The sequence below is a fragment of the Streptomyces aurantiogriseus genome, from assembly GCF_014649375.1.
Lineage (GTDB): Bacteria > Actinomycetota > Actinomycetes > Streptomycetales > Streptomycetaceae > Streptomyces > Streptomyces aurantiogriseus.
The window spans coordinates 174,237-196,360 of the sequence record NZ_BMSX01000017.1 but is presented as its reverse complement, the minus strand read 5'-3'; the positions used below and the strand labels follow the sequence as shown (position 1 = coordinate 196,360).

The 22,124-nt window shown below is 71.1% G+C and carries 23 protein-coding genes; 15 read left to right on the top strand and 8 right to left on the bottom strand.

The features are described from left to right. Nucleotides 1-59: 59 nt before the first annotated feature. Nucleotides 60-893 carry a DUF3558 domain-containing protein gene (locus IE263_RS31950; protein WP_189941313.1) on the bottom strand — a complete coding sequence of 278 codons (834 nt, stop codon included), beginning with the start codon at nucleotides 891-893 and terminating at the stop codon, nucleotides 60-62. Nucleotides 894-1,107: 214 nt separating this feature from the next. Between IE263_RS31950 and IE263_RS31945 the strand changes: the two genes are divergently transcribed. Further along, on the top strand, nucleotides 1,108-2,301 hold the full coding sequence (locus tag IE263_RS31945) for an RtcB family protein (protein ID WP_189941312.1): 1,194 nt from the start codon (nucleotides 1,108-1,110) through the stop codon (nucleotides 2,299-2,301). A gap of 38 nt (nucleotides 2,302-2,339) precedes the next feature. Here IE263_RS31945 and IE263_RS31940 read toward each other — a convergent pair whose 3' ends face one another. The 3 genes from IE263_RS31940 to IE263_RS31930 all read right to left on the bottom strand — a co-directional run bounded on the left by IE263_RS31940 (nucleotide 2,340) and on the right by IE263_RS31930 (nucleotide 4,286). Beyond that, nucleotides 2,340-3,173, bottom strand: a complete 834-nt coding sequence (locus IE263_RS31940; protein ID WP_189941377.1) for an LAGLIDADG family homing endonuclease — start codon at nucleotides 3,171-3,173, stop codon at nucleotides 2,340-2,342. 160 nt (nucleotides 3,174-3,333) lie between these two features. Further along, nucleotides 3,334-3,510 carry a hypothetical protein gene (locus IE263_RS31935; RefSeq protein WP_189941311.1) on the bottom strand — a complete coding sequence of 59 codons (177 nt, stop codon included), beginning with the start codon at nucleotides 3,508-3,510 and terminating at the stop codon, nucleotides 3,334-3,336. Then, entirely contained in the window at nucleotides 3,510-4,286 is a 777-nt protein-coding gene (locus tag IE263_RS31930) for an SDR family NAD(P)-dependent oxidoreductase (protein WP_189941310.1), read from the bottom strand. The genes IE263_RS31935 and IE263_RS31930 overlap by 1 nt, the downstream gene beginning before the upstream one ends. Nucleotides 4,287-4,437: 151 nt before the next feature. Between IE263_RS31930 and IE263_RS31925 the strand changes: the two genes are divergently transcribed. After that, complete coding sequence (locus tag IE263_RS31925; RefSeq protein WP_189941309.1) at nucleotides 4,438-4,875, top strand: ester cyclase; 438 nt, start codon at nucleotides 4,438-4,440, stop codon at nucleotides 4,873-4,875. 36 nt (nucleotides 4,876-4,911) lie between these two features. On the opposite strand, the gene IE263_RS31920 is transcribed toward IE263_RS31925, so the two are convergent. Next, on the bottom strand, nucleotides 4,912-5,247 hold the full coding sequence (locus IE263_RS31920) for a YnfA family protein (protein ID WP_189941308.1): 336 nt from the start codon (nucleotides 5,245-5,247) through the stop codon (nucleotides 4,912-4,914). A 159-nt stretch (nucleotides 5,248-5,406) separates the two neighbouring features. Here IE263_RS31920 and IE263_RS31915 point away from each other — a divergent pair, with 159 nt between their 5' ends. The 3 genes from IE263_RS31915 to IE263_RS31905 are packed head-to-tail and all read left to right on the top strand — an operon-like array spanning nucleotide 5,407 to nucleotide 7,721. After that, nucleotides 5,407-5,880, top strand: a complete 474-nt coding sequence (locus IE263_RS31915; protein ID WP_189941307.1) for a MarR family winged helix-turn-helix transcriptional regulator — start codon at nucleotides 5,407-5,409, stop codon at nucleotides 5,878-5,880. A 12-nt stretch (nucleotides 5,881-5,892) separates the two neighbouring features. Then, on the top strand, nucleotides 5,893-6,924 hold the full coding sequence (locus tag IE263_RS31910; RefSeq protein ID WP_189941306.1) for a permease: 1,032 nt from the start codon (nucleotides 5,893-5,895) through the stop codon (nucleotides 6,922-6,924). Then, a complete protein-coding gene (locus tag IE263_RS31905; RefSeq protein ID WP_189941305.1) occupies nucleotides 6,921-7,721 on the top strand; it encodes a TIGR03943 family putative permease subunit in 801 nt (266 codons plus the stop codon). Before IE263_RS31910 ends, IE263_RS31905 begins: the two co-directional genes overlap by 4 nt. A gap of 18 nt (nucleotides 7,722-7,739) precedes the next feature. On the opposite strand, the gene IE263_RS31900 is transcribed toward IE263_RS31905, so the two are convergent. Next, on the bottom strand, nucleotides 7,740-8,144 hold the full coding sequence (locus IE263_RS31900; RefSeq protein WP_189941304.1) for a winged helix-turn-helix transcriptional regulator: 405 nt from the start codon (nucleotides 8,142-8,144) through the stop codon (nucleotides 7,740-7,742). A 124-nt stretch (nucleotides 8,145-8,268) separates the two neighbouring features. On the opposite strand from IE263_RS31900, the gene IE263_RS31895 reads away from it, so the two are divergent. After that, entirely contained in the window at nucleotides 8,269-9,159 is an 891-nt protein-coding gene (locus IE263_RS31895) for an NADP-dependent oxidoreductase (RefSeq protein ID WP_189941303.1), read from the top strand. Nucleotides 9,160-9,243: 84 nt separating this feature from the next. Here IE263_RS31895 and IE263_RS31890 read toward each other — a convergent pair whose 3' ends face one another. Next, nucleotides 9,244-10,029 (bottom strand): helix-turn-helix transcriptional regulator, encoded by a 786-nt coding sequence (locus IE263_RS31890; RefSeq protein ID WP_189941302.1) that lies wholly within the window; start codon nucleotides 10,027-10,029, stop codon nucleotides 9,244-9,246. Nucleotides 10,030-10,200: 171 nt separating this feature from the next. Between IE263_RS31890 and IE263_RS31885 the strand changes: the two genes are divergently transcribed. From IE263_RS31885 to IE263_RS31865, 5 genes are all read left to right on the top strand, one after another. After that, a complete protein-coding gene (locus tag IE263_RS31885; RefSeq protein WP_189941301.1) occupies nucleotides 10,201-11,286 on the top strand; it encodes an LLM class flavin-dependent oxidoreductase in 1,086 nt (361 codons plus the stop codon). Next, nucleotides 11,283-11,879 (top strand): CE1759 family FMN reductase, encoded by a 597-nt coding sequence (locus IE263_RS31880; protein WP_189941300.1) that lies wholly within the window; start codon nucleotides 11,283-11,285, stop codon nucleotides 11,877-11,879. Before IE263_RS31885 ends, IE263_RS31880 begins: the two co-directional genes overlap by 4 nt. Before the next feature lie 272 nt (nucleotides 11,880-12,151). After that, nucleotides 12,152-12,865: a response regulator transcription factor gene (locus IE263_RS31875; protein WP_189941299.1), complete on the top strand. Its 714-nt coding sequence runs from the start codon at nucleotides 12,152-12,154 to the stop codon at nucleotides 12,863-12,865. A gap of 11 nt (nucleotides 12,866-12,876) precedes the next feature. Continuing rightward, nucleotides 12,877-14,304, top strand: a complete 1,428-nt coding sequence (locus IE263_RS31870) for a sensor histidine kinase (RefSeq protein ID WP_189941298.1) — start codon at nucleotides 12,877-12,879, stop codon at nucleotides 14,302-14,304. Between the two features lie 202 nt (nucleotides 14,305-14,506). Beyond that, nucleotides 14,507-15,772, top strand: a complete 1,266-nt coding sequence (locus tag IE263_RS31865; protein WP_189941297.1) for an ArgE/DapE family deacylase — start codon at nucleotides 14,507-14,509, stop codon at nucleotides 15,770-15,772. 28 nt (nucleotides 15,773-15,800) lie between these two features. On the opposite strand, the gene IE263_RS31860 is transcribed toward IE263_RS31865, so the two are convergent. Further along, nucleotides 15,801-16,265, bottom strand: coding sequence for a hypothetical protein (locus IE263_RS31860; RefSeq protein WP_189941296.1), 465 nt, complete (start codon nucleotides 16,263-16,265; stop codon nucleotides 15,801-15,803). 210 nt (nucleotides 16,266-16,475) lie between these two features. Between IE263_RS31860 and IE263_RS31855 the strand changes: the two genes are divergently transcribed. The 4 genes from IE263_RS31855 (at nucleotide 16,476) to IE263_RS31840 (ending at nucleotide 22,104) form a co-directional block, all read left to right on the top strand. After that, nucleotides 16,476-17,672, top strand: a complete 1,197-nt coding sequence (locus tag IE263_RS31855; protein WP_189941295.1) for an MFS transporter — start codon at nucleotides 16,476-16,478, stop codon at nucleotides 17,670-17,672. A 128-nt stretch (nucleotides 17,673-17,800) separates the two neighbouring features. After that, complete coding sequence (locus IE263_RS31850) at nucleotides 17,801-18,307, top strand: hypothetical protein (protein WP_189941294.1); 507 nt, start codon at nucleotides 17,801-17,803, stop codon at nucleotides 18,305-18,307. 117 nt (nucleotides 18,308-18,424) lie between these two features. Beyond that, on the top strand, nucleotides 18,425-19,186 hold the full coding sequence (locus tag IE263_RS31845) for an SMODS-associated NUDIX domain-containing protein (RefSeq protein ID WP_189941293.1): 762 nt from the start codon (nucleotides 18,425-18,427) through the stop codon (nucleotides 19,184-19,186). A 107-nt stretch (nucleotides 19,187-19,293) separates the two neighbouring features. Next, nucleotides 19,294-22,104, top strand: a complete 2,811-nt coding sequence (locus IE263_RS31840) for an aminoglycoside phosphotransferase family protein (protein ID WP_189941292.1) — start codon at nucleotides 19,294-19,296, stop codon at nucleotides 22,102-22,104. The last annotated feature ends 20 nt before the right edge of the window (nucleotides 22,105-22,124 follow it).

Here is a 22,124-nt window from a genome sequence, read left to right as displayed (position 1 = left end):
GCTGTGTGGTTCCGCTTCGAGGGCTTTGCGGGCGAGCGCCGGACGGGCGTGAAGTGGCCTCAGCCGGCCAGGGAGTCGGCGAGCTGGGCGGCCATTTTCCGGGCCCTGTCCTGCATTTCCTTGCTGTCCGGGACCGTGCCGACGGTCGCCGGCTGCTCCTCGTACTGGATGGTCACGATGACGTTGGACGTGCGGAACGCCACAGTCACCGTGCGCTGTTCGGTCGTGGAACCGGAGCCGGCGAGCACGTCGTCGACGAACGCCTCGTCGCCCAGGTCGTCGAGGAGGCGGGGCTGGAGGTCGGCGGGCGTGGTGGAGACGGACGGAGAAGCGGACGTGGAAGCGGAAGAGGACGAGGAAGGGGAAGGGGAGGCGGCGGAGGGGGTCGTGCCGGCGGCGGGGGAGGCGGAGGCGTTCCCGGTGGTCGTCTCCGAGGCCGTGGGCACCGGCAGGTCGGCCGCCGTCACCTTCTCGGCGAACAGCGCCTCGGCCTGACTGTCGTCGCTGACCGCGTTGTCGTAGGACACCACGCGCTCGAAGTCGACGAAGAGGTGGTCGGTGGCGTCCGCGGACTGCACCTTCCAGCGGCAGCCGGCCTTGCGGTCCGTGTCGTACGTCAGGGTCGCCTCGCCCGTGTAGGCGGTCTCGCGCTGGGTCTCGTCGGCGATCTCACGGATGCCGGGGAGGAGGGAGTCGAGGGTGCCGCGGCTGACGGCGCCGCAGGCCTGCGGGAGTGTGTTGTACCGGCCGGGCTCGGCGGTGGCGCTCGCCGTGCCGGCCCGGCCCGGGTTGGAGTTGTCCGTCGGGCCGTCGTCGTCCGAGCCGCCGGTACAGCCGGCCAACAGCACCGCGAGGAGCGCGGCGACGCCGGGTACGTACGCCTTCCGCTGCACGGTCGGCTCCTCTCGACGGTCACTTCGTGGGTGGCTGGTCGTGCCTGGTTCAGTGGTCCCCGCTGGTTATTCGCTTGCCGGGCGGGGGCGGCCCCGGCAGACAATGTGTATCGCACGCACCACCGTGGATGCCGGTCCGTTGTCCCCTTCGTCGACCTTGGCACCGGTTTTGCGATTTCAGACTTCTGCTGTTTTCCGGGGGAATGAGGACGATATGTCGTACGTGGAAATGCCGGGCGCGAAGGTTCCGATCCGCATGTGGACCGACCCGGCGGCGGTCGAGGACGTGGCGCTCCAGCAGTTGCGCAACGTCGCCACCCTCCCCTGGATCAAGGGCCTGGCCGTGATGCCGGACGTGCACTTCGGGAAGGGCGCGACGGTCGGCTCGGTCATCGCGATGCAGGGCGCGGTGTGTCCTGCGGCGGTGGGGGTCGACATCGGGTGCGGGATGTCGGCGGTGAAGACGTCGCTGACGGCGAACGACCTGCCGGGGGATCTGTCGCGGTTGCGGTCGAAGATCGAGCAGGCGATTCCGGTGGGGCGGGGGATGCATGACGATCCCGTGGATCCGGGGCAGCTGCACGGGTTCGCCACCGCGGGGTGGGACGACTTCTGGGGGCGGTTCGGTGGGGTCGCGGAGGCGGTGAAGTTCCGGCGGGAGCGGGCTGCTTTGCAGATGGGGACGCTCGGAAGCGGCAATCACATGATCGAAACCTGCCTCGATCAGTCAAACTCGGTCTGGCTCATGTTGCATTCCGGATCTCGGAACATTGGCAAGGAGCTCGCTGAGTACCACATCGGCGTGGCTCAGAAGCTCCCGCACAACCAGGGTCTGGTCGACCGTGACCTGGCGGTCTTCGTCTCGGACACCCCGCAAATGGCCGCGTACCGGAGCGATCTCTTCTGGGCGCAGGAGTACGCGAAGCACAACCGCGCCATCATGATGGGGCTTCTGAAGGACGTGATCCGCAAGGAGTTCAAGAAGGCGAAGCCGACCTTCGAGCCCGAGATCTCCTGTCACCACAACTACGTCGCGGAGGAACGGTATGAGGGCATGGACCTGCTTGTGACCCGCAAGGGGGCGATCCGTGCCGGCTCCGGCGAGTACGGGATCATTCCCGGCTCCATGGGAACCAGCTCGTACATCGTTAAGGGCCTTGGCAACGAGAAGGCCTTCAACTCGGCGTCGCACGGCGCCGGTCGGCGCATGAGCCGCAACGCGGCGAAGCGGCGCTTCACGGTGAAGGACCTGGAGGAGCAGACGCGGGGCGTGGAGTGCCGTAAGGACTCCGGAGTGCTCGACGAAATTCCTGGGGCCTACAAGAACATCGACCAGGTGATGGAGCAGCAGCGTGACCTGGTTCAGGTCGTGGCGAAGCTGAAGCAGTTCATCTGCGTGAAGGGCTGACGGGTGAGGCCCCCGGTGGGGGCCGGGGGCCTCACCGGCTATCGCTCGGCAGGCATCGGTGCCTGGCCGGTTCGCAGTCGCCAGAGGCGGATGTAGCAGCTCTTCTCGGTTCGGCCGAGCTCCTTTGCTGCCGCAGCATCATTGTTCAGCCGCAGCAGTACACGGTCCTCGTGGGCGGTCCAGCGGCGGCGCTCGGGTGCGATCCTCATGCCTGCCGGCCGGATCCAGCTGCTCAGCGAATCGGCGGCAGTCTTCTTGCGCTCCAGCGACAGGCAGCCGTCGTAGTAGAGGTCGGCTGCCAGCTTCTGGGCGCTCTCGTTGCTGTAGAGAATGTTGTAGATGCCGTCTCGCACATTGCGCTTGAGGGTGCGCTCGGTCCCAGTGACCTTTCCTGCGTAGAAGCACAGGTAGGCGCCGACGGCCGTGCTGGCTGTGGTGAAGGAGACGAAGGGGAAGCCCTTGCCGGTGTGTCCCACCGACCCGTCGGCGTCGATGACACCTCGGAGGTAGTCGCGGCGTGAGAATTCGCCGTGAGGTGGAGAGATCGTCTTCGACTTGGGCCCGTAAGGCAGACCCAGTTCGTTGAGCTTCGTCCGGGCTTCCAGGGAACACAGGCACCATGTGGCCGAGTTATGGACATCGGCGAAGTTCGTGGACCGGGTGCGCTCGGTGATGCTGCTGTTGTATGGCGTCAGCTTCTGGAACCTGCGCAGGAGGTCGATGTCCCGGACGTTGATCTCGACGGTCAACTTGCCCTTCTGTCCGACTCCTTGCTGCAGATGCCCGTCCGCCTGCAGGAAGCCGAACATGTACGCGTAATCCGGGACCGTCAGGTCCATGAACTGGGGAGCGATAGGCTCGCAGTCAGCCATGAGGAAGTCATTCCTTCCTTGCTGGTGAGGTCCTCGGTCGGGACCGGCATCCCAGCCGAGGGCCGTCAGTTTGACGTTCTGGCGCGAGCCTAGATCGCCAGTTCGTCCGCCGATCAGGTGATCGGCGATGTTCACTCCTGTGGGTTAACCTGACGTAACGTCAGTTTCCGTGTTTCACCGCATAGATCATCACGAAGGCGATGATGTGGATGCCGAAGAGGAAGTAGGCCAGGAAGATCCACACCTGGCGTTCGTCCTTCTTCTCCTGGGCCAGACGGCGCAGTTCCGCCGCCCGCTCGGGAGAGGTCTCCGTCTCCTGCGGACGCTGTTCCGTCATCACAGTTCCCGGTGGACCTTGGTGTTGGAGGCCTGGGCGCGGGGGCGCAGGATCAGCAGGTCGACGTTGACGTGGCTGGGGCGGGTCACCGCCCAGGTGATCGTGTCGGCGACGTCGTCGGCGGTGAGGGGCTCGGCCACGCCCTCGTAGACCTTCTCCGCCTTCTCCTGGTCGCCGGCGAAGCGGGTCAGGGCGAACTCGTCGGTCCTGACCATGCCGGGCGCGATCTCGATGACACGGACCGGCTGGCCGACGATCTCCAGGCGCAGGGTCTCGGCGAGGACGTGGGTGCCGTGCTTGGCGGCGACGTAGCCGGCGCCGCCCTCGTAGGTGCCGTGGCCGGCGGTGGAGGAGACGACCACGACCGTGCCGTCGCCGCTCGCGACCAGCTTGGGCAGCAGGGCCTGGGTGAGGTTCAGGGTGCCGATGACGTTCGTCTCGTACATCGTGCGCCAGTCGGCCGGGTCGCCGGTGGCCACCGGGTCGGCGCCGAGCGCGCCGCCCGCGTTGTTGACCAGGACGCCGATGGTCTTGAAGGCCGTCGCGAACTCGTCGACCGCCGCGCGGTCGGTGACGTCCAGCTGGTACGCCGTCGCGGAACCGCCCGCCGCGGCGATCTCCTCGGCCAGGGCCTCGATACGGTCCTTGCGGCGGGCGGTGAGGACCACGCGGTAGCCGGCTGCGGCGAGCTGCCGGGCGGTGGCGGCGCCGATACCGCTGCTCGCACCGGTGACGACGGCGATGCGGGAGGCGGCGGACGGTGCGGCGGTGGCCATGGGAGCTGCTCCTCGGACGGGGTCGAAAGCCTGCTCGGTCAGGATAGGCGGGCGGGGTGCGCGGGCGGTTCGTGGTCTCGCTCTGCGGTCGGCACCTGGGGGCCCCGGTGGGAGAATGAGGTGGGTGATCCCCTGTTCAGGAGGTGGATCGATGGGACAGGCGCGTGAGGTCATGGACCGGCTCACGGAGGCGCTCACCACGAAGCCCGATCTGAACGTCATCGCGGAGCTGTTCGCGGAGGACGCGGTCGCCGTCACTCCGGAGGCCGGGGAGCTGCACGGGCGGGAGGAGATCGTCGAGTACTGGCGCCAGATGACGGACGCGATTCCGGAGGCGACGTACGAGCCGGTGCACTCGTACGAGATCGGCACCACGGCCATCGACGAGGGGTACTTCAGTGGCCGGAACACGGGGCCGCTGCAGCTGCCCGACGGGAAGTCGCTTCCGGCGACGCACAAGGAGGTCAAGGTCCGCGGGGTGGACCTCGCGACGGTGGTGGACGGACGGATCGTCAGCTATCGGCTCTACTTCGACCAACTGGAGTTCCTCGGGCAGCTGGGGCTGGTGTCCGACCAGTCGTCGTCCTGAGTGATCGGGGCCGGGGCCGGGGACTGAGGACGCCGGTCAGCCGCCGCGCGGCCCCCACATGATCACGGCCATGCCCGCGAGACAGATCAGCGCGCCCGTCACGTCCCAGCGGTCGGGGCGGTAGCCGTCGGCGACCATGCCCCAGGCCAGCGAACCGGCGACGAAGACTCCGCCGTAGGCGGCCAGGATCCGGCCGAAGTGGGCGTCGGGCTGGAGGGTGGCGACGAAGCCGTACGCGCCGAGGGCCGTGACGCCCGCGCCGATCCACAGCAGGCCGCGGTGCTCGCGCACGCCCTGCCAGACCAGCCAGGCGCCGCCGATCTCGAAGAGCGCGGCGACGGCGAAGAGGGCGGCGGAGCGGAGGACGGGCATGGCAGCAGCTTCGCACTTCGGTGCCCGTCACCTGTTGGAGGGCGCCTGTCGTCCGGTCCGTCGGGGGATGCATGGCCAGTGGGGTGCCGGTTCTGATCGGTCCGGTTTCCCGCGCGTCGTACGATCTGCGGACGGCGCTGACGAAGGGGTGTGCGGGCGATGTCCGGGAACGTGCGGTCGCGGTTGCTGGACGAGTTGTCCACCGTCTCCCGGCGGTACGTGGCCGCGTTCGCGCTGTTCAACCAGGCCGTCGCCGACCGTCTCGGGCTGCACCCCACCGACCTGCAGTGTCTGAACCTGCTGTCGCTGGAGCGGGGGCCGGTGACGACGGGCCGGATCGCCGAGCTGACGGGGCTGACCACCGGGTCGGCGACGCGGCTGGTGGACCGGCTGGAGAAGGCCGGGTACGTCGTGCGGCAGCGGGACGCGGTCGACCGGCGGAAGGTGCTGGTGGCGACGGTGCCGGAGCGGATCGCCGAGTTCGGGCGGACGTGTGAGCGGCTGGGCGGCGACTGGAGTCCCCTCTTCGCGGACCTGGACGACGCCGAACTCGCCGTGATCGTGCGGCACATGCGGCGGACGGTGGAGTTCAGCGGGGAGCAGGTCGTGCGGCTGCGGGGAGGGCTGGTCTAGGGCATGCGGGCCATGGAGGACACCGACACCGGCATACGGGTACCGGGGGCGCCGGGCGCGGACACGGCCGGCGGGGCGCCCCCGCGCGGGCTGCCCCGGCACTGGCCGTTGCTGCTGGCCGGCGCCGCCCTGCTGCCGGGTGCGGTGCTGGTGCTCGTGGGGCGGTCGCTGGACGAGCCGGCCGTCCAGGCGTGGCGGACGGTGTGTCTCGCGGTGACCGTGCAGGCGCTGCCGTTCCTGCTGTTGGGTACGGCCCTGTCGGGGGCGATCAACGCGTTCGTGCCGGCGAGTGTCTTCAACCGGCTGTTGCCGAAGCGGCCCGCGCTCGCGGTGCCGGTCGCGGGGGCGGCGGGAGTGGTGCTGCCGGGCTGCGAGTGCGCGTCGGTGCCGGTGGCGAGCAGCCTGATCGGGCGGGGGGTCGCGCCGGCCGCCGCGTTCGCGTTCCTCCTGTCCGCGCCCGCCGTGAACCCGGTCGTGCTGACCGCCACGGCCATCGCGTTCCCCGGCAGCCCGGAGATGGTGCTGGCCCGTTTGCTGGCCTCGCTGGTCACCGCGGCCGTGATGGGGTGGCTGTGGCTCTGGCTGGGGCGCGCGGAATGGCTGAAGCCGGCTGTGCGGCACACCGGGCACCGGCCGGGGCAGAGCCGGTGGGCGGAGTTCCGGCGCGGTTTCCAGCACGACTTCCTGCACGCGGGCGGCTTCCTGGTGGTCGGGGCGATGGCCGCGGCGACCTTCAACGTGGCGGTGCCGCGCTCGGTGGTCGACGCGTTCGCCGACTCGCCCTGGCTGTCGGTGCTGTTCCTGGCGGTGCTGGCGATCGTGCTGGCGGTGTGCTCGGAGGCGGACGCGTTCGTGGCGGCCTCGCTGAGCGGGTTCTCGCCGGTCGCGCGGCTGACGTTCATGGTGGTCGGGCCGATGGTCGACCTGAAGCTGATCGCGCTGCAGGCGGGCACGTTCGGTCGGGCCTTCGCGGTTCGCTTCTCGGCGGCCACGGCCGTCGTCGCCGTGGTGTGCAGCGTGGTGGTGGGAGGGGTGTTGCTGTGAAGCGGTTCGTGCAGGTGGGGCTGCTGGTGCTGAGCGGGCTGGGGCTGTTGCGGACTTCGCTCTTCACGGACGCGTATCTGCGGTACGTGAAGGAGGGCATGCGGCCGCTGCTGATCGGCTCGGGAGCGGTGCTGCTCCTGTTGGGGGTGGCGGAGGCGTGGTCCGCGTGGCGGACGGCGCGACCGGCCGGGCACGGTGCGGGGGAGCGCGGCGGGGATCACGGCCACGACGACGATCACGGTCATGACCGCGACCATGACCACGGCCACGACCACTCCGGGGTGCCCCGGGTCGCCTGGCTGCTGTGTCTGCCCGCGCTGAGCCTGCTTTTCTACGCCCCGCCCGCGCTCGGTTCGTACACCGCCTCCCGTGGGGCGCCGAAGGAGGTCGCCGTCGTCGAGGAGGACGGCTTCGAGCCGCTGCCCGCGACCTCGCCGCTGCCGATCACGCTCACCGACTTCACCCAGCGGGTGCGGCAGGACACCGGGCAGGCCATCAAGGGGCGCACGGTCCGTATGACCGGCTTCGTCACGCCGGCCGGCGAGGGCGACGGCTGGTATCTGACGCGGATCCTGGTGTCGTGCTGCGCGGCGGACGCGGAGTCGGTGAAGGTGCGGGTGTACGGGGTCGAGGCCCCGGCCGCCGACACCTGGGTGACGGTGACGGGCACCTGGCACGCGGGCGGGGGAGGGAGCCTGGGCACCTCGTCGGCGGCGGTCGCGCTGGACGCCCGCGGCGTCGAGAAGGTCGAGCGGCCGACGAACGGGTACACGGACGCGCTGCCGCTCATGTCCTGACGGCCGAGCGCCCTGGCCTCAGCGGTCGGTCTCCTCGTCGTAACGCTCGCGGGCCGCGTGGACCTCGTCGAAGTGGTTCTCCGCCCAGTCCTTCACGGCGGTCAGGAGCAGGGCGAGGCTGCTGCCGAGCGGGGTGAGGGCGTAGTCGACGCGGACGGGGACGGACGGGGTCACCGTGCGGGTGAGGATGCCGTCGCGCTCCAGGGTGCGCAGGGTCTGGGTGAGCATCTTGGGGCTGACGCCGGCGATCTTGCGGGCCAGGTCGCTGTAGCGCATCGGGGCCGGGGCGAGGGCGGCGACGACCAGGCTGACCCATTTGTCGCTGATGCGGTCCAGGAGCTGGTTGGTCGGGCACGCCCTGATGAAGGCGTCGTACTCGGCGCGTGCCTTCTCGCGCCGCTGGGCCGCGGTCATCGTCGCCATGGCTCTCCTCCTGGTGAGGTAGGCACCTTCAGGTAACTACTTCCTCCTGGATAGTAGCTCTTCATAGGGTTGCTGCTGCAAGCGAGGAAGTGGATCGAACGCCTGAGTTTCAGGGGGAGTTGTCATGCGTGCAGCAGTGGTGCGGTCGTTCGGCGGGCCCGAGGCCGTGGAGGTCGTGGAGGCGGAGGCGCCGGAGCCGGGTGCCCGACAGGTGCGGATCAAGGTGGCGGCGGCCGCGCTGAACCCGGTGGACGCCGGGGTGCGCTCGGGTGCCTTCGGGGGCGCCGGCAAGCAGATCGGGCTCGGCTGGGACGTCGCCGGGACCGTCGACGCGACGGGCGTGGCCACGGCCTGGAGCGTCGGGGACGAGGTCGTGGCCCTCGACTACGGCATGGTCAAGCCGCTCGGTACGCACGCGGAGTACGTCGTCGTGGACACCGACGCGGTGGCGAAGGCGCCGGCGGGAGTGGACGCGGTGCATGCGGCGACGCTGCCGCTGAACGCCCTGACGGCCGCGCAGGCCCTCGACCTGCTGGAGCTGGGGGAGGGGGCTTCGCTGCTGGTGACCGGTGCGGCCGGTGCGGTCGGGGGGTTCGCCGTGCAGCTCGCGGCGCGTCGGGGGCTGGCGGTGACCGGCCTGGCCCGGGAGGGGGACGAGGAGTTCGTACGGTCGCTGGGTGCGGCCGGGTTCAGCGCCGGGGACGTCGAGCCGGGCGGCTTCGACGCGGTGCTGGACGCGGCGGTGCTGGGGGAGCGGGCCCTGGCGTGGGTGCGGGACGGGGGTGTTTACGCGGGGGTCATTCCGCAGGCGGAGCCGGCCTCGGTGAGGGGGGTGCGGACCGGGGCCGTCGAGGTGAGTGCGGACGGTGCGCAGCTGGGGGAGTTGGTGCGCCTCGTGGAGGAGGGGGTGCTGACCCTGCGGGTGGCGGAGACGTTCTCGTTGGGCGAGGCTGCCAAGGCACACGCCCGGTTGGGGGAGGGCGGGGTTCGGGGGCGGCTGGTGATCGTGCCCTAGTGCGGGTGCGTGGGGCTGGTCGCGCCCTGGTGAGGGCTGGTCGCGACCGCGTGGCGCAGCAGCGTGTGTCCCGGCCGCGCGTCCCTACCGGGGTGCGTATGCCGTCGGTGATACGCCCACGGTTGCCTTGAAGTCCCTCACCAGGTGGGCCTGGTCCGCATATCCCAGGTCCGCTGCCAGGGCCGCCCAGTCCACCCTCTCCTCGGTCTCCGCCCGCTCCAGGGCCTCATGGATCCGGTACCGCAGGATCACCCACTTCGGGCCGACTCCCACGTACGCGGCGAACAGGCGCTGCAGCAGTCGTACCGACACGCCCTCCGCTTTCGCGAAGTCGGTCACGCGGCGGATCGTGCGGTCGGTACGGATGCGGTCGACCAGAGTCATCGCCTGGTCGGCCTGGGGGTCGGGGCGGGGGCCGAGCCCGAGGAGGCAGGTGTCGAGGGCGGTCACGCGGGCGTCCTCGTCGTCGGGGGAGAGGACGGGCTCCGGGTCGGTGTCCGGGAGGCGGATCAGGCGGCCCGTCCAGTCGCTCACCGGGTGGTCCGGTGCGAAGGGGCGGAAGCCGCCGGGGCGGAACTGGATGCCGCAGACCCGGCCTCTCCCCTCCAGTTTCCGGGTGAAGAGGCCGAGGCCGATCCCGGCGAGCTCGGCGAAGGGGGCCTCGCCCTCGTACCGCTGGAAGACGAGGTTCACCGACGGATGCGGGACCACGTGGGAGGCGTACGGCTGCTCCAGGTCCCAGTCGATCAGCCAGTAGTGCTCCAGATAGGGGCGCAGCGGCGGGGCCGGTTCGCGGCGCCGGAAACGGACGCGCGCGAAGAGTTCCGCGGCGTCGACGATGCCTCGGGTGTCACGGCGTGGGGCGGCCATGTCGGGATCGTAGGGCGGGGCACTGACAGTCGGGGGTACGCGGGAGGAGGCGGGCGAAGGGGACAGGTGAGGTGCGGGGAAGGTGGCGGGAAGTTGCCGGGGAATACGGGCCGCGGGGTGGTCGTTCAGCGGTATAGTTGAACGGTCAACAACTTTGGAGGTTGAGCGACCATGCAGTTCGGGATCTTCACGGTGGGCGATGTCACGCCGGACCCGACGACCGGCCGTACGCCGACCGAGCGCGAGCGGATCAAGGCCATGGTCGCCATCGCGCTGAAGGCGGAGGAGGTCGGGCTGGACGTCTTCGCGACCGGTGAGCACCACAACCCGCCGTTCGTGCCCTCGTCCCCCACCACGATGCTCGGCTACATAGCCGCGCGGACCGAGAAGCTGATCCTCTCCACCTCGACCACGCTGATCACCACCAACGACCCGGTGAAGATCGCCGAGGACTACGCGATGCTCCAGCACCTGGCCGACGGGCGCGTCGACCTGATGATGGGCCGAGGCAACACCGGGCCGGTGTACCCGTGGTTCGGGCAGGACATCCGGCAGGGCATCAACCTCGCCATCGAGAACTACGCCCTGCTCCACCGGCTGTGGCGCGAGGACGTCGTCGACTGGGAGGGGAAGTTCCGTACGCCGCTGCAGGGCTTCACCTCCACGCCCCGGCCGCTGGACGACGTACCGCCGTTCGTCTGGCACGGCTCCATCCGGTCGCCCGAGATCGCCGAGCAGGCCGCCTTCTACGGCGACGGCTTCTTCCACAACAACATCTTCTGGCCGGCCGACCACACCAAGCAGATGGTCGAGCTGTACCGGGCCCGGTACGCGCACTACGGGCACGGCACGCCCGAGCAGGCCATCGTCGGCCTGGGCGGTCAGGTCTTCATGCGGAAGAACTCGCAGGACGCGGTGCGCGAGTTCCGGCCGTACTTCGACAACGCGCCCGTGTACGGGCACGGGCCGTCGCTGGAGGACTTCACCGAGCAGACCCCGCTGACGGTCGGCTCGCCGCAGCAGGTGATCGAGAAGACGCTGTCCTTCCGTGAGTACGCGGGCGACTACCAGCGTCAGCTGTTCCTGATGGACCACGCGGGGCTGCCGCTGAAGACCGTCCTGGAGCAGCTCGACATGCTCGGCGAGGAGGTCGTGCCGGTGCTGCGCAAGGAGTTCGCGAAGGGCCGTCCGGCCGATGTACCGGAGGCGCCGACCCACGCTTCCCTCAAGGCCGCCCGGGAGGTGACCGTCGCATGAAGCTCGTCGTCGTCTCGGCGGGGCTGAGCGTCCCGTCGTCCACCCGGCTGCTGGCCGACCGGCTCGCGGCGGCCACCGCCGGGCGGGCCTCCGCGGAGGTGGAGGTGGAGGTCGTGGAGCTGCGCGACCTCGCCGTCGAGATCGCGCACCACTTCACCAACGGGTTCCCGGGACGGAAGCTGGCGGCCGCGCTCGACGCGGTCACGGCGGCGGACGGGCTGATCGTCGTCACGCCGGTGTTCTCGGCGTCGTACAGCGGCCTGTTCAAGTCCTTCTTCGACGTGCTGGAGAAGGACGCGCTGGCGGGGAAGCCGGTGCTGATCGCGGCCACCGGTGGTTCCGCCCGGCACTCGCTCGTACTGGAGCACGCCCTGCGACCGCTCTTCGCCTACCTGCGGGCCGTCGTCGTCCCGACTGCCGTCTACGCCGCCTCGGAGGACTGGGGCGCGGAGGGGCTGCCGGAGCGGATCGAACGCGCCGCGGGGGAGCTGGCGGGCCTGATGGCGGGGCTGTCGGTGGCGCGGCCGGCCGTGAAGGACGAGTTCACGGTGGTGCCGTTCGCGGAACAGCTGGCGGCGCTTTCCCGCCAGTGACCTCTCGGGCGCCGGCCAGGGGCAGTCCCCGTCCGGCGCCTTACGAGAGAGGCTCGGTGCAATCAGCCCGTCCGGCGTTCACCGTGGAGCGCCGGTCGGGGTGAACCAGCCCGTCCGGCGTTTGAGGACGAGGCCCGTTCAGGGCCGACAGCGGGGGTCTGGGGGCGGCAGCCCCCAGGCACGCCCACCGCGACGGTGAGAGCCCAGTAAGAAGGGTGACCGTACCGACCTCAGCCCCGCCCAACCGCCGGAGGCCTTGGCAGACTGGGCCTGTGCCTCAGACCGTGCTCCTCGCCGAAGACGACCGCGCCATCCGTCACGCCCTGGAACGGGCCCTGACGCTGGAGGGCTACCAGGTCACTGCGGTCGCCGACGGCGTCGAGGCGCTGGCGCACGCCCACCGGACGCCGCCGGACGTGCTCGTCCTCGACGTGATGATGCCCGGCATCGACGGCCTGCAGGTCTGCCGGGTGCTGCGCGCCGAGGGCGACCGTACGCCCATCCTGATGCTGACGGCGCTCGTGGAGACCGCCGACCGGATCGCCGGCCTGGACGCGGGCGCCGACGACTACGTGGTGAAGCCCTTCGACGTGGAGGAGGTCTTCGCCCGGCTGCGGGCCCTGCTGCGCCGCACCAACCCGGGGGCCGTGGTCGACGTACCGAAACCGGTGGCGACGCCTCCCGCGCGGTACGTGGAGGCCGCCGGGCTGCGGATGGACCCGCAGGCGCGGCGGGCCTGGCGCGGGGAGCGGGAGCTGGAGCTGACCCGCACCGAGTTCGAGCTGCTGGAACTGCTCGTGCGCAACGCGGGCATCGTCCTCGACCATGCCACGATCTACGACCGCATCTGGGGCTACGACTTCGGCCCCGGCTCCAAGAACCTCGCCGTCTACGTCGGCTATCTGCGCCGCAAGCTCGACGCGCCCGGCGCCCCGCAGCTGATCCACACCGTGCGGGGCGTGGGCTACGTGCTGCGGGAAGAGTGAGGGGCGCGCGGATGGGCGGCCGTCTGCGGCGCTGGGTGTCTTCCCGGCGGCGCCCGAAGCTCGTCTCGCTGCGGACGACCTTCGCGGTGTCCTTCGCGGCCGTGACCGCCGCCGTGACCGTCCTCGTCGGTGTCCTGTCGTACTCGGCTGCCGCCCGGCTGGTGCGGGTGGACCAGGAGTCGGTGTTCGACGAGGTCGTGCAGGACCTGCGGGACGAGGTGCGCGACCGGGCGATGGACCCGGAGGACTTCTCCTCCTCCGCGCCGGGCCACGACATCGTGCGGCCCGCCCGTACGGACGTGCAGGTGCTGGGGCCGGACGGGGCGGTCGTCGACCCGGGCAGCCCCGGGCTGCCGGTGAAGGACGCCGACCGGGAGGTCGCGGCCGCCGCGACGGCCGGGACGCTCACCGAGCACAAGGACGTCGACGTCGGCAGCGACGTCTACCGCGTCGCGACCGTCGCGCTGGGCGGCGGGCGGGGCGCGGTGCAGGTCGCGCAGGAGTTCAGCGACACGGAGGATCTGCTGCGGGCGCTGCAGCAGCGCACGCTGGTGCTGATGATCGCGGTCGTGACGGCGGCGGGCCTGTTCGGCTGGTGGCTGGCCCGGCGGATCACCCACCGCCTGGTCATCCTCACCACCGCCGCCGAGGATGTCGCCCGCACCCGCCGGCTCGGCATCCAGGTCCCCGTCACCGGCTACGACGAGGTCGGCCGCCTCGGCCGCGCCTTCGACCGCATGCTGGGCCGCCTGGCGCAGTCCGAGGAGGACCAGCGCCGCCTGGTCCAGGACGCGGGACACGAGCTGCGTACGCCGCTGACGTCGCTGCGTACGAACATCTCGCTGCTGCGCCGTATCGACGAGCTGCCCCCCGCCACCCGGGACGAACTCGTCGCCGACCTGGGTCAGGAGGCGCGCGAACTCACCGACCTGGTCAACGAGCTGGTCGACCTCGCGGCCGGCCAGTCCGACACCGAGCCGCCCCAGCGGGTCGACCTCGCCGACCTCGCCGAGGATGTCGCCGGTCTCGCCCGTCGCCGTACCGGTCGCCGGATCCTGGTCCGTACGAGCGGCGACACCACCACCGACGGCCGGCCCGGCATGCTCCAGCGCGCGCTGTCCAACCTCGTCGAGAACGCCACCAAGTTCGACCGCGAGGGCAGGGCGCCGATCGAGATCGACGTCACCGGTCCGGCTCGGCCGGGCACGGTCCGCGTCGAGGTCCTCGACCGCGGGCCCGGCATCACCGAATCCGACCTCACCCGCGTCTTCGACCGCTTCTACCGCGCTGCGGACGCGCGGTCCCTGCCGGGGTCGGGGCTGGGCCTGTCGATCGTGCGGGAGGTGGCACTGGCTCACGGGGGTGCGGCGTTCGCCTTCCGGCGGACGGGGGGTGGGTCGGTGATCGGGTTCACGGTGGGCGGGGGACTGGGGGACTGAGCCTTCGGCTGACGGGGGCTGCGCCTGCTGCCGGGGGGCGGGCCGGGGTCGTGGCGGGGCGGGTGCGGGGCGTGTCCGCCTGGGGCCTCCGGGCCCCGCCGCGGGCGACACGGCCGCCGTTGCCGCTTACGAGCGGGCCGGGGCGAGCAGGTATGCGTTCGGGGTGGCGGGAGCGGCCCGCTCCGAGGGAGGGAGTCGACGCGTGCTGGATGCCCAGGAGGCTGCCGCGCTGGCGGCGATCGATGAGGCGGACGTCGGGCGGACGCTGCTGGAGTTGATCGGGATACCCAGCGTCGGCGGGAGCCCGGCCGAGTCCGAGATACAGCATCACCTCGCCGGGCGGCTGGAGCGGCTCGGGCTGGAGGTGGATCTGTGGAGCATGGATCTGGCCGCGCTGCTCGCGCATCCGGAGTTTCCCGGCACCGAGGCGCCGCGCGACGAGGCCTGGGGGCTGGTCGGGCACACGGCGGACGGGGGTGACGGGCCGACGCTGATTCTGCAGGGGCACGTGGACGTCGTACCGCCCGGAGACCTCGCGGCGTGGGACGGGGACCCGTTCGTGCCCCGGGTGACCGGCGATCTCGTGCACGGGCGGGGCGCCTGTGACATGAAGGCCGGGCTGGTCGCGCAGCTGGCCGCGCTGGCGGCGATCCGGGCGGCCGGGGTGCGGTTGCGCGGGCGGGTCGCCGTGCACTTCGTAGTGGGGGAGGAGGACGGGGGGCTCGGTACCTTCGGGACCCTGCGGCGGGGCCACGGCGGAGACGCGTGTCTCATCGCCGAGCCGACGGCCGGGACGGTGATCACCGCGAACGCGGGTGCGCTGACGTTCCGGATCAGCGTGCCCGGCAGGGCCGCGCACGCGAGTTCGCGGGAGCGCGGGGTCAGCGCCATCGACGCGTATCTGCCGCTGCACCGGGCGCTGGCCCGGCTGGAGGGGGAGCGCAACCGCGCCCCCGATCCGCTCCTCGCCGAGTACCCGATCCCGTACTCCCTGTCCGTCGGCACCCTGCGCTCCGGTGACTGGGCGAGCAGCGTGCCGGACCTGCTCGTCGCGGAGGGGCGGCTCGGGGTGCGGCTCGGCGAGGATCCGGCCGAGGCGCGGGCGGAGCTGGAGCGGTGGGTGGCCGAGGCGTGCGCGGCCGACCCCTGGCTGCGGGAGCATCCGGCGACGGTGACCTGGCCGGGCGGGCAGTTCGCGAGCGGGCGGCTGCCGGCGGGGCATCCGCTGCGGGACACGGTGGCGGGGGCGTACGCCGACGCGACCGGTGCCCCGCGCCCGAGGGAGCGCGGGGCGACGTACGGCAGCGACCTGCGGCTGTACGCCGCCGCGGGGATCCCGGCCCTGCAGTTCGGGCCGGGCGACATCGCGGTGGCGCACAGCGCGCGGGAGCATGTGTCCGTCCGTGAGGTGGTGGACGTGGCGCGTGCGGTGGTGCTGACGGTGCTGCGGACGGTCGGGACGAAGTGAGCGGCGCGGTCCTGCGGGCCTGCCCTCGCTACTCGATGGGCCAGTGCGTGATGCCCACGCCGGCGCTGCAGTCGGTGGTGTCCGTCGTGCCCCGGCAGACCTTGAGGGTGCCGGACGTGAGGTACGTGTAGTCCCTCGCGGCGGTGAAGTCGACGGAACCGGCGCCGCAGATCTCGCTGTGCTTGACCCACGGCCTCACCACCCAGTCGTGGACGAGCCGCGTCCACACCGAGTAACACCCAGTGCCGGTGTTGGTGAGCGTTCCGTCGAGGACGAGCTTGCCGTTCTCGAGCCACCGCTCGCCCGCCGCCGAGGCCGTCCCGTGGGAGTCCGACCAGGGGACGACGGCGGCGGCGGAGGCCGGTGCGGGGGCGGCGGTCGCGGGGCTCGTGCCGCCGCTCGCCGAGGCCGGGGCGGCGCCCGCCAGGGTGAGGCCGGCGGCGGCGAGTGCCGCGGTCGCGGTGATCGCTCGGACACGCGTGCGCATGGACATCGGGTGACCCTCTTTCCGTGTCGGTGGCTTACGGCTTTCGCAAGGGTGGTGCCTCGTGCTTCTCGCGTCCTTTGTGCTGCTCGTGCTTCTCGTGCTTCCCGTGTTCCTGGTGCCTGCTCCTCGTGCGTCGGACACGATCATCGTGCCCATGACACAAAGGGGATCACCAGGGCGTTTCCGGTCCATCGGCGGCCGATTCCGGAGGTTCGTGTGAAGGTGCTGTCGTTCGCGGCCGTGCTGCGGCACGCCCGGTTCCGGCGGGTGTGGTGCGGGCAGGCGGCGAGTGCCGTCGGCGACGGCATCACGCTGGTCGCCCTGCCCGGCGCGATCCTGACCCACCACTCGACCACCGACCTGGGCCTGGTCCTCGGCGCGCAGAGCCTCGCGCTGGTCGCGGCCGCACTGGTCGGCGGGGTGCTGGCCGACCGATTACGACGGGCGAGCGTGATGGCGGCGGACCTGGTCCGCCTGGTCACCGCGGTCTGCTTCGCGCTCGGCGCCGCCCGCGGCCCGCTGCCCGTCGCGGTGCTGCTCGCGGTGGTGACCGGCTTCGCCGCCGGCGTCTTCACGCCCGCCTTCGGGGCGCTGATCCCCGAACTCGTCCCGGACGAGGACCTGCCCAAGGTCAACGCCCTGCGCTCGATCACCGTACGGACCGGGCAGGTGCTGGGCCCGTCGCTCGGCGGTCTGCTGCTGACGGCCGGGACGGCGGACACCGCTTTCTGGGCGGACGCGGGGACCTTCGCCGCGAGCGCCGTCACCCTCGTCGGGGCCGGCGGCACCCGGCCGGTGCGCACAGCGGGCGGGACACTGCTCCGCCAGGCCCGCGAGGGTTTCACCGCCGTACGGGAACGCCCCTGGGTCCTGACGATCATCGTGCAGGGCACCCTCCAACTCCTGCTGGTGATGGCCCCGGTGGCGGTCCTGCTGCCGATCATCCTCGAGGAACGGGGCCAGTTCACCGCGTACGGCCCGCTCATCGCGCTCCAGGCGCTCGGCTCCGTCGTCGGCGGCATGGCCATCGCCGCCTGGAACCCGCGCCGCCCCGGCACGGTCGCCGTCCTCGCCCTGGCCCTGCTCGCCACGCAGCTGGCCTGCCTCGTGACCGCGGCCCCGCTCGTCCTCCTCGGCGCGTCGGTCGTCGCCACCGGCTTCGGCTACGCCGTGTTCAACGTGGCCTGGGCGAGCGCCCTGCAGCGCGCCATCCCCGCCGAGATGCAGGGCCGCGTCTTCGCGATCGACACGATCGGCACGTACGGCCTCCAGCCGGTGGGCCTGGCCCTGGCCCCCGTCGCGGCGACCGCCTACGGCAACGACCCGGTGCTGTGGGTGGGGCTGGTGGCGCTGGCGGCCACGACGGTGATCCCGCTGTTCCAGCGTGACGTACGCCTGTTCGCGTCATCATGACGGGTACGCCATGACGGGTGCGCCATGACGGGTACGCCAGAACGGATACGCCCGTCGCCGAGAGAGACACCCCGAGAGAGACACCCCGAGAGAGACCCCCGAGAGGGGCACGCCGAGAGGGGCACCCCATGACCACCATCGCGGTGACCGGCCACACCGACCTCACCGAGGACAGCGTCCCTCTGGTCCGCGCCGCCCTCGACGACCTGCTCGCCCGGTACGCGTCCGACGGCGACCTCGTCGGTGTCTCCTGTCTCGCCGCCGGCGCCGACTGCCTCTTCGCGGAGGCCGTACTCGCCGCCGGCGGCAGCCTGGTCGCCGTCATCCCCTCCCGCGACTACCGCCGTACCAAGGTCGGACCCGCCCACGCCCCGGTCTTCGACCACCTCGTCGACTCCGCCACCGAGGTCCTCGTCCTCCCCCGTGACATGGCCGACCACCAGGCCTACGAGGCCGCCAACGCCGTCCTCGTCGAACGCGCCGACCGCCTCGTCGCCGTCTGGAACGGCGCACCCCCGAGCGGCCGGGGCGGCGGCACGGCCGACGCGGTGCTGGACGCGCGAGCGGCGGGGGTGCCGGTGGAGGTGGTGTGGCCGGTGGGGGCCGAGAGGGTGAGTGGGGTGCGGGGGCTGTGACGTCGACTGTCGGTCACCGGATCGGTGGTTCCTGTCGTGATCCACGCCCGAGCGGGTTGATGAGCACATAGATTGTGCGATGCCCAGGCGGGGGTCCGGGCGGGGAGGAAGCGGCGCGTGGTCGAGAAAATCGTCGGTGGCATCGTGGTGGCACTGCTGTCGTACATCGGCCGGACCATCTGGCAGAACCGACGCCATCTGACCCTTCTGCGTGTCCTGCTCACGCCGTGGAGCCGCACGCGGATCTCCGTCGCCGTGCTGCTCCGCCTCCACGACGAGGACCACTTCGTGCTCTTCGGGTCCGCCACCCGTCCGGGAGCCTTCGGGCCGCCCGGCGGAGTCGTGAAGTACCAGGAGTCCGCGAAGCCGTTCCTCGAGAAACTGGGCTTTGAGCCCGAGAGCCGTGCGCGGGACGTGATGCGCCACGACCTGCGGGGCTTCCTGTCCGCCGCGCGGGTCCTGCGCTTCGCCCGCTGGGTGCACCGCGGCGCCGACCGCGAGCCGGCGACGGAGTGTCTGCGCCGCGAACTCGTCGAGGAACTGGGCGAGGTCGGGCACGAGGAACTGGTCCCGCTGGCGCGGGAGGTCTCCTTCCGCCCCGTGCGTAAGGTCATCGACGGCCCGATGAAGGTGGCCGGCGAGTCCTACCGGCAGATCCGCTTCTTCGAGGTGTACGACCTCGTGGCCGACAAGCCCGCCGCCGAGGAGCTGCGCGCGACCCTGCTGGCCCTCGCGGCGAATCCCGACGAGGACCACGTCATCGGCGCGAACCGGCGCGAGATCGCTCGTGGCCGGGCCGACCGCCATGTCGTTCTGCCCCAGTCCGCCTTCCTCACCGGTGACCGGCGTCTGCGGGAGGACATCGAGCCGGTGGCCTGACGGCGCGACGGCGGGCGGGCACCCCGTGTGCTCCTCTCGCCCGAGAAGCGCCCGGAAAATGCTGAAAAATCACCATCCGAACGGGAGTGTCAATGACGACTGCTGCCTTGAGCCCTGAAGATTTCCAGCAAGCACTCGCCCTGACCAAGGCAGCCCTGCGGGACGCCTTCCAGGCCGACCCCGAACTGGAACACAGTCTGCCCAAGGCCGGACCCGGACTGCAGAAGGCCGCGGAGCAGCTTGCGGCGGGCAATCTGGTGGGGCCCGTCTTCCAGATCGCCAATGCCGCGCACGACCTCGTCGCCCACCACTACTTACAGGCGGACGCCGAACGCGCACGGCTCCTGCTCGAACTGGCCGTCCGGTTATACGAGTCCAACAACTCCACCGGGACCTTCAACCGTTCCCTCGACTCCTGCCGCAATCACCTCGACACGCTTGGCCTCACGCCCATCCAGCACGCTGCGGCCCCGGACGTCGTCGAGGTCCGCTCGCCGGACGCCGCCGCCCTGTACATCGCCGTTCCGAAGCAGACCACCCCCACGGCGACGCGCCCCGTCCCCGACACCGAGGTCACGGACGGGACGGAGCCGGACGGGCCGGCGAACTGGGAGCGGTTCCTCGAGGAGTGGCGCTCCGGCGCGGAGGGCGAGACGCCCGTCCGGGAACTGATCGAGGGTCTCGGTGAGCAGATCACCGGCCTGCTCGCCCAGCATGCCCCCGCGGCGGCCGAGCGGCTGAGGCCCTTGATCGAGCAGGACCTGCGCCTCCTGGGGGAGCACCTCGACGGCGTGATGGTCCCGCTGGAGGACTCCCTGGCCATCCATCAGCGGGCCAAGGACGCCCGGCGCGCCTCCTCGCAGGCGACCACGCTGTATGCGAAGGGCGACACCGTCGTCGGCCCGGCAGCGCTGCGGACGCGGTGGCTCACCAGCGCACTGTGGAACCGGTGCCTGCGCCGCCACATGCACACCAACGACCACCAGACCGTCACCGACGTCTTGGGCTACCTCCAGGTCTTTCAGATCGAGAACCGGCACCGCAACGAGCAGCGCGAGCTGCTTCTGACCGTCACCGAGGCCACCACGCTGCTGACCGTCGGCGAGCTCCAGCCGTTCGACCTGAAGAGGCTGTGGTTCGTGCACGGCTGGCTGCGGCACGCCGTCGGCATCCAACTGCACATCGGGGGGCCTGACCCCCTGGAGCCGTCCGTCGCCCGTCGCCACGATCGGGTGCGGGACCCCCACGACGACCGGCGCTCGATCCACGCCGAGCAGTGGGCGACGCATCTGCTCAACCAGTGGGTCGACAAGCAGGAGTACTGGCGCAGCGTCGCCTTCATCCTGCTCATCCTCTCCGGCTGGAAGACCGACCAGCTCGAGCGCCTCCTCGAGGCGCTTTATCCCACCAGCCCCCTGGCCAACAAGGCACGGGACTTCTGGCACCAGCAGGCAATGGACATGCTCGCCAAGACCCGCACCGTCCGTGTCGTGAAGAACGCCTGGGAGCCGGGGGTCGCGACCGCGAGCAGCTCGTTGTCCATGCGCGATCGGGACGACGACTTCCTCCAGCTTCCCAACCGCCTCCTGCAGGGCGTCGTAGCCGAACTCGCCCCGCGCTCGCACGGCACCGTCGTGCAGGGCGCCCTGTTCGCAGACCGTCCGGTACCGACCTTCCTCGCCTCCGACAACTTCGGCCCCGTCGGCATCCTCAAGATCGACGAAGCGGGCAAGGTGCAGCGGGAGAAGGAGAACTTCGACGAGTTCGGGGAACTGCTGCACCCCTACTACCGGTCGAGCAAGTGTGTGGTCGGCACCACGACCATCCCCAACAGCAGCAACGGTGAGCGCTACCAGGCCATCCTCACCTCGTACGTCTTCCGTGAAAGCGACAAGCCGACGACGTTGCGCGGGTGGCTGTGCAAGAGCGGCGACCTCATCGTCAAGGCGGCCGGCGCGGACAAGCAGTCCGACCGCGGGCACGCGGACGACGAGGTACTTCGGGACGTCATGCAGGAGGTGTTCCTCAAGGCGCTCGGCCCCTGGCTGAGCAACGCCAGCCGCACCATCGGCGACCTGCGTGGCGAGTACCCGGCCCTGCGGCCCGCCAGTTTCGAACGGACCAGTTACGCGCCCGGCAAGGACGCCGAGTCGGAACTGGCCCACTTCCAGTCCCAGGACGTCGCCGAGACCTTCGGCATCGAGGGCGGCCTGCCCTGGCGGCCCCCCGCCCTGGGGCCCCTGCTGGAGAACTCCGGCCTCGGCAGAAGCCCTCTGGTCACGGAGCGCGACATCGAGGTGACCAACCCCCTGTGGCTGGTCGCGCACGCCGCGGACGTGCAGCGGCCGGACGAGGACACGGCCCCGCTCATCGACTGGCTGCTCTACGACCCGCAGTACGGGATGACCACGCGGTCGTACCTCACCTGTGTCTCCCACGGCGACCTGCACGGCGAGAACATCCTCGCCACAGGGCCCGACGACCGCAGCCCCGCGCTGTACATCATCGACTTCGAGACCACCCACCGCGGGCACATCTGCAAGGACTTCGCCCGCCTCGAATCCGCCCTGTGGTCCCGGACGTTCCCCTGGAACGCCGGGCAACTCGCTGAGATCCGGACCTGGTTCGCAGGAGCCCTGCACGGCGAGGACCTGTGGACGGCACACATCCCCGAGGATGCGGACCCGCAGGTACGGCGTGTGCTGACCTGCGTGACGAAACTGCGCTCGATCCTGCGGGACTGCGAGCAGCGCAACTGGCCGTTCGGCGACCTCGAGTACCAGTGGGCGCTCCTCGCCTCCCTGCTCCCCTTCGCCCGCTACCGGGACCACCACTCCCGGGGCAATCGCCACCTGCCCTTCCTCCTCGCCGCCGACGTGGCCGATGTCCTGGTCACCAAAGCGAGGTCCGCGGTCTGAACACCGGACGGGAGCGGAGG